The 5,159-nt window shown below is 38.2% G+C and carries 5 protein-coding genes; all 5 read left to right on the forward strand.

Annotated elements, in window-relative coordinates:
- On the forward strand, positions 1-347 hold a 347-nt coding region (locus IM477_RS15420), incomplete at its 5' end, for a transposase (RefSeq protein WP_287732434.1).
- Positions 348-850: 503 nt separating this feature from the next.
- On the forward strand, positions 851-1,555 hold the full coding sequence (locus IM477_RS15425; protein ID WP_103127378.1) for a hypothetical protein: 705 nt from the start codon (positions 851-853) through the stop codon (positions 1,553-1,555).
- A 34-nt stretch (positions 1,556-1,589) separates the two neighbouring features.
- A complete protein-coding gene (locus tag IM477_RS15430) occupies positions 1,590-2,681 on the forward strand; it encodes a class I SAM-dependent methyltransferase (RefSeq protein ID WP_287732437.1) in 1,092 nt (363 codons plus the stop codon).
- Between the two features lie 45 nt (positions 2,682-2,726).
- A complete protein-coding gene (locus tag IM477_RS15435) occupies positions 2,727-3,815 on the forward strand; it encodes a class I SAM-dependent methyltransferase (RefSeq protein ID WP_287732439.1) in 1,089 nt (362 codons plus the stop codon).
- A gap of 21 nt (positions 3,816-3,836) precedes the next feature.
- Complete coding sequence (locus tag IM477_RS15440; protein WP_287732440.1) at positions 3,837-4,715, forward strand: DMT family transporter; 879 nt, start codon at positions 3,837-3,839, stop codon at positions 4,713-4,715.
- Positions 4,716-5,159 lie beyond the last annotated feature (444 nt).

The raw sequence follows: 5,159 nt of genomic DNA on the forward strand, positions 1-5,159 counted from the left end.
AACTTCTTAAAAAAATAGCTGCTTTAGGAATAACTATTCCCATCACTCTAGTCTTAGATAATGCCCGCTATCAAAAATGTAAAATTGTTGAAGAATTGGCTCTTTCTTTGTCAATAGAGCTACTCTATTTGCCGTCTTATTCGTCTAATCTAAATTTAATTGAAAGGCTGTGGAAATTTGTCAAAAAGAAATGTTTGTATGGTAAATACTATGAAAACTTTTCTGACTTTTCTTCAGCTATTTATGAATGTCTGAATGATGCCCACCTGAAACATAAAAAAGAACTGGATTCCTTGCTCACTCTACGATTTCAGAAGTTTAATAAATCTCAGATTATGAACGTCTAAAGTATACATACTTTCTCTATCCTCAAGTTAATATCTATGAGTTTAGCAAAAAAGGTCTCCCGGGCGATCGCCTGAGCAAGGCTTTTTGTCAAAATAATTTTATTGGTACAGTGCGAGAAACGGTATATATCAGATCATCTGGGTAACGTCAGTTAGCCGTTGGGGGTTGGAACTAGATAGGGCTGCACTAATTCCTGATTCCTGATTTCTAATTCCCGAATTATCCCTAATTCCCAATGGCCAATTCCTAGCTCCTGCTCAAAACCGACCGTTTTATCCCGAACTCAGGTTAGCAAGAGTCCCCTAAAAAAGAGAAGTGATTTTAAGTTTTTTTAAGTAATTCACTTTTAAGTTTTTCTTAAGTAATTATCCAAGTGGCTTCTCTTGAAGACAGGCTATGATGATCGTGAGCTTATCATCCGATTACTCTGTCTTAGTCAACCGACTGTATCTTTGTTTATCTTTTAATCATGGTTAAGCATCTCTTTCTAAAAACGACCCTAATGATAGGCTGTGTAGCCCTAGGAATTGTTCATGCTCCCCTCCTAGTCTCATCTATCCTTCGCCCTCCCGTAGAAGCCTATGCCCAACAAACCCCTGCTTGTTTACCTTTTCCGCCGGGAATTCATCCTTTAGCATTACTTAAGCTTTCTCAAGTCCAAAAAGAACTGAAACTGACTGATTGGCAAATCCGTGAGCTATCCCAATTAGAGAAAAACTTACAACAAGAATTAACTCAGGTGTATGATCGCTCAAAGCCGGCCTCTCCCCCTTGGAATGAATCTGCTAAACGTCAGTTTTTTACTCAAGTCCAAAATGTAATGACCTCTAAAAATAAACAGTTAACTCAAATTTTACATCCTCCCCAATTTACCCGAATCCGAGAGATTATGATTCAGGTTTATGGTTGGCAAAGTCTCAATCAGGAAGAAACTGTTGAGCTGTTAAAATTAACTAAAGATCAGCAAAATCGCTTGAGAAAAATTGGAGAAGAAACGAATCAAAAAGTGCTTAAAAGTTTTCAAGTTCCCCCTGATAACAAATCTCCGGCTTGTCAACAGATTATGGCAGAAAATCGCAAAAGGTTAGAACAAATTCGTAACCAAAGCCAAAAGCAAGCAAATCAAGTTCTTTCTACTCAACAAAGGCAACTGATTCAGACCCTGCAAGGAACTCCCTTTAACCTTAATATCGGTTCTCTCCCCTAAACTTGTTTACCCTATTTTATCCTAGGTGAATACCATGATTCAACTTCTGAAAATACATTGCAAAAGTTTATTATTGGCTCTTTTAATAATGCCACTGCTGTCTCCCATTGCCACTCAAGGGAATGAACGAAAAGCCGTTCTAATGGATCAAATTAAGATTGATTCTAAAGCCTCTTTAGTTCATCTAGGTAACACAATTGATTTTCCTAATACTAGCGAAGGAGGAATCGCCGCTGCCAAAGCCCTGTTGGATGCACTGGAAAATAACAATCTAGCTGCCGCTCAAACCGCCAGTAAGATTTATGATCGCATTATTCCCATTGAAAATTATGGAGGCGAATATACTGCCCTTCAATGGTTTACTTGGTATTTATTAGCTTCCCCAGAAAAACAAAAAGAAATGTTGTCTAATAAATATCATCGAGAATTCTTTGATTATTGGGCAGCCAATGACTTTGCCAACTTAAAAGAATATTTGCAACGTAAATATAAACTCAAAGAATTTACGGATGGCAGAACCTTTAAAGGACATTCACGAACGGCCTTTTTAGAAGATTTTATGCTTTTCAATAATCCTCGTCGCGAAGAATGGGAAAAAACCAGTAAGGTGATGGAAATACTCAACCTTAAACCTGGCATGAATGTGGCTGATATTGGCAGTGGATCTGGCTATTTTACCTTCAAATTTGCTGAAGCGGTAGGACTCAAAGGAAAAGTATTTGCGATTGATACGGTTCAAGATCATGTTGATTTTGTTAAGGGAGTTTCTGAAAAATATAACCTCAAAAACATTGATTTTGTTCACCTACCTAAAGCAGATAATATTGGGGTCGAAGCGAATCAAATTGACTTGGCTTATATGTGTTCTCTTTACCATATTATCTACACCGTGACTTATGAAGAAGTGCGAGAACGTTATCTTAACGACCTGAAAAAAGCCCTTAGACCCGATGGCCGTTTGGTCGTTGTTGATAATGCGGTTGTTCCAGATGGAACGCTTCCTTATCATGGACCTTACATTGCTAAGGAACTTATTATTGCTCAATTAGAGCAGTATGGATTTCGCTTAGAAAGTCAATATCAGTTCATTCCTCAACGGTATGTATTGGTGTTTAAAAAAGCATAAATATCCCCTCACTTATCTTATTTCACAGGTCTGGCAATGATTACCTTGTTTAAATTTCCCAAAATACGCCGAGAAGCCTTACTCTTATCTCTTTTAATGTTATCAATGGTATCAGCCGTTGCTGTTCAAAGTAATGAGAGGAAAGCCCTTCTGATCGACCATATTTACATTCACTCAAAAACGTCTATTATTCATTTAGGGAGTATCGATACCTTTGATATTACGGAAGCAGGCAAACAAGCGTCCAAATTTCTCTTAGATGCCTTAAATAATAACAATTTAGAGGCAGCTACGGCAGCGAGTACGGTTTATGATCGCATTATTCCCAAAGAAAACTATGGAGGAGAATACACAGCCCTTCAATGGTTTGCTTGGTACTTATTAGCTCCCCCTGATAAACAACAACAAATGTTGTCCGATAAGTATCATCGAGAATTTTTTAACTTTTGGTCAGAAAATGACTTTGCCAACTTAAAAGAATATCTTGAGCGCAAATACAAATTCAAAGAGTTTGAAGATGCCCAAACCTTTAAAGGACAAGAAAGACTGGCTTATCTAGAAGACTTTATTCTCTTTAATAATCCCCGTCGAGAAGAATGGGAAAAAACCAGTAAAATGATGGAGGTACTCAATCTTGAACCGGGGATGACCATTGCAGATATTGGCAGTGGACCTGGCTATTTTACCTTTAAATTTTCTGAAGCGGTGGGAGCTAAGGGAAAAGTTCTTGCCCTTGATACGGTGAAAACTCACGTTGATTTTATCAAAAGTGTCGCCGAAAAATTCGATTTTAACAATATTGAGTTTGTTCACTTGTCCAACATCGATAGTATAGGAATTCCACCGAATCAAGTGGATTTAGCCTATATGTGTTCTCTGTATCATATCATCTATACAGTTAACAGTGAATCCGTTCGGCAAAGCTATATTGCTAGTATCAGAGATGCCCTCAAACCCGGTGGTCGTTTTATCGTCGTTGACAATGCGGTTGTGGAGGATAAAACCTTACCCTATCACGGTCCTTTTATCGCCAAAGAACTCATTATCGCTCAATTAGAACGATATGGATTTCAGTTAGAAACTCAGTATCAGTTTATTCCCCAACGGTATGTACTGGTCTTCCGAAAAGTGTAAATTGGACAACTTGAATTTATTATGAATCTTCGCATTATCGGTATTTCAGCCGCCTTGGGATCAGCCGCTTCTTGGGCAGTCGGCTCAATTCTCTTTAAACGACTCGGAGAACATCTTTCCCCCTTGGCTTTGACGTTGGCGAAAGGAACAATTAGTATTGTCCTTCTAGCGATCGCTGTTTTGCTAACGGGTTATCAAGATATTAGTCGAGAACCCCTATTGCTTCTTATTCTCAGTGGTTTATTAGGAATTACCTTGGGAGATACCTTTTTTTTCGCAGCTTTACAAAATATCGGTCCTCATGCCTTGATTTTACTGCTCACATTAGGAGAAGTGTTCACCGTTATTCTTGCGGTTGTCTTTTTAGGAGAAACCCCCACACCGATGACTTGGGGAGGGATTGCCCTAGTATTAACCGGGGTATTAATCGTCCTTTATGCCAAAATTTCCCATGATGAGACTTCTTCAAGTTTGCGCGGTATTGTTTTGGGGCTTCTCTCCGTCTTTTGTATGTCTGTATCGTTAATTGTAGCCAAGCAAGGATTAGCGGATATTTCGGCCATTCAAGCCACTTTCATCCGGATGCTTTCGGGAACGACGGGAATCTTTTTCTTTGGTTTAGTCACCCAACGAGTCGGTTTATGGATCAATCCTCTCAAGGATTTTCATCTGATGAAGCGATTAATTATCTCCGTTGCTGTGATTACCTTTGGTGGATTTTGGTTGTCTTTAGTGGCGATTAAATATATTGATGTCTCCATTGCTAATACCTTAAATTCAACTGAACCCCTGTTTGTGCTTCCTTTAGCAGTTATCTTTTTGAAAGAAAAAGTAACCCTTTCTGCCATTGTGGGGACTTTTATTACAGTCATTGGCATTGTTTTACTGTGTAATGTCTAATGTGAGTTCGGAGTGTGGAGTTGAGACATTTTTAACGAGAGAATAAGGGTTTTCAGCTTACGAGGTGAGTCTTAAACGTTAACTCATTTACTTTGGTTCTCCGGTTTCTGTTAAAATTTGTGCTTCTATAGCGGTATTCGATTGAGTGAAATACATATATGTGTACTATTGATGTTTAGATCAATTATTATGCGATCCCAATTAATTAATGAGTATATTTGTATGTATTTCATTCAACTGCACACCGCTATAACCAGAAAATGATCAAAGATTTAATATCTTACTTGAAGAGGTACGTTTTAACCCACATTCCGCACCCTAAAGTGTCACATTGAAAATTTTATCCAAATCGTCAAAACGATTGCTGGCTCTGAATTACAGGCTAATTTGTTTGTCTAGCAGATGCACAATTAGCCCTAAAAATCTGATAGCTCTGATACCAAA

Origin of the sequence: Microcystis sp. M090S1, from assembly GCF_020246295.1 — a bacterium.
GTDB classification, from domain to species: Bacteria; Cyanobacteriota; Cyanobacteriia; order Cyanobacteriales; family Microcystaceae; genus Microcystis; species Microcystis aeruginosa.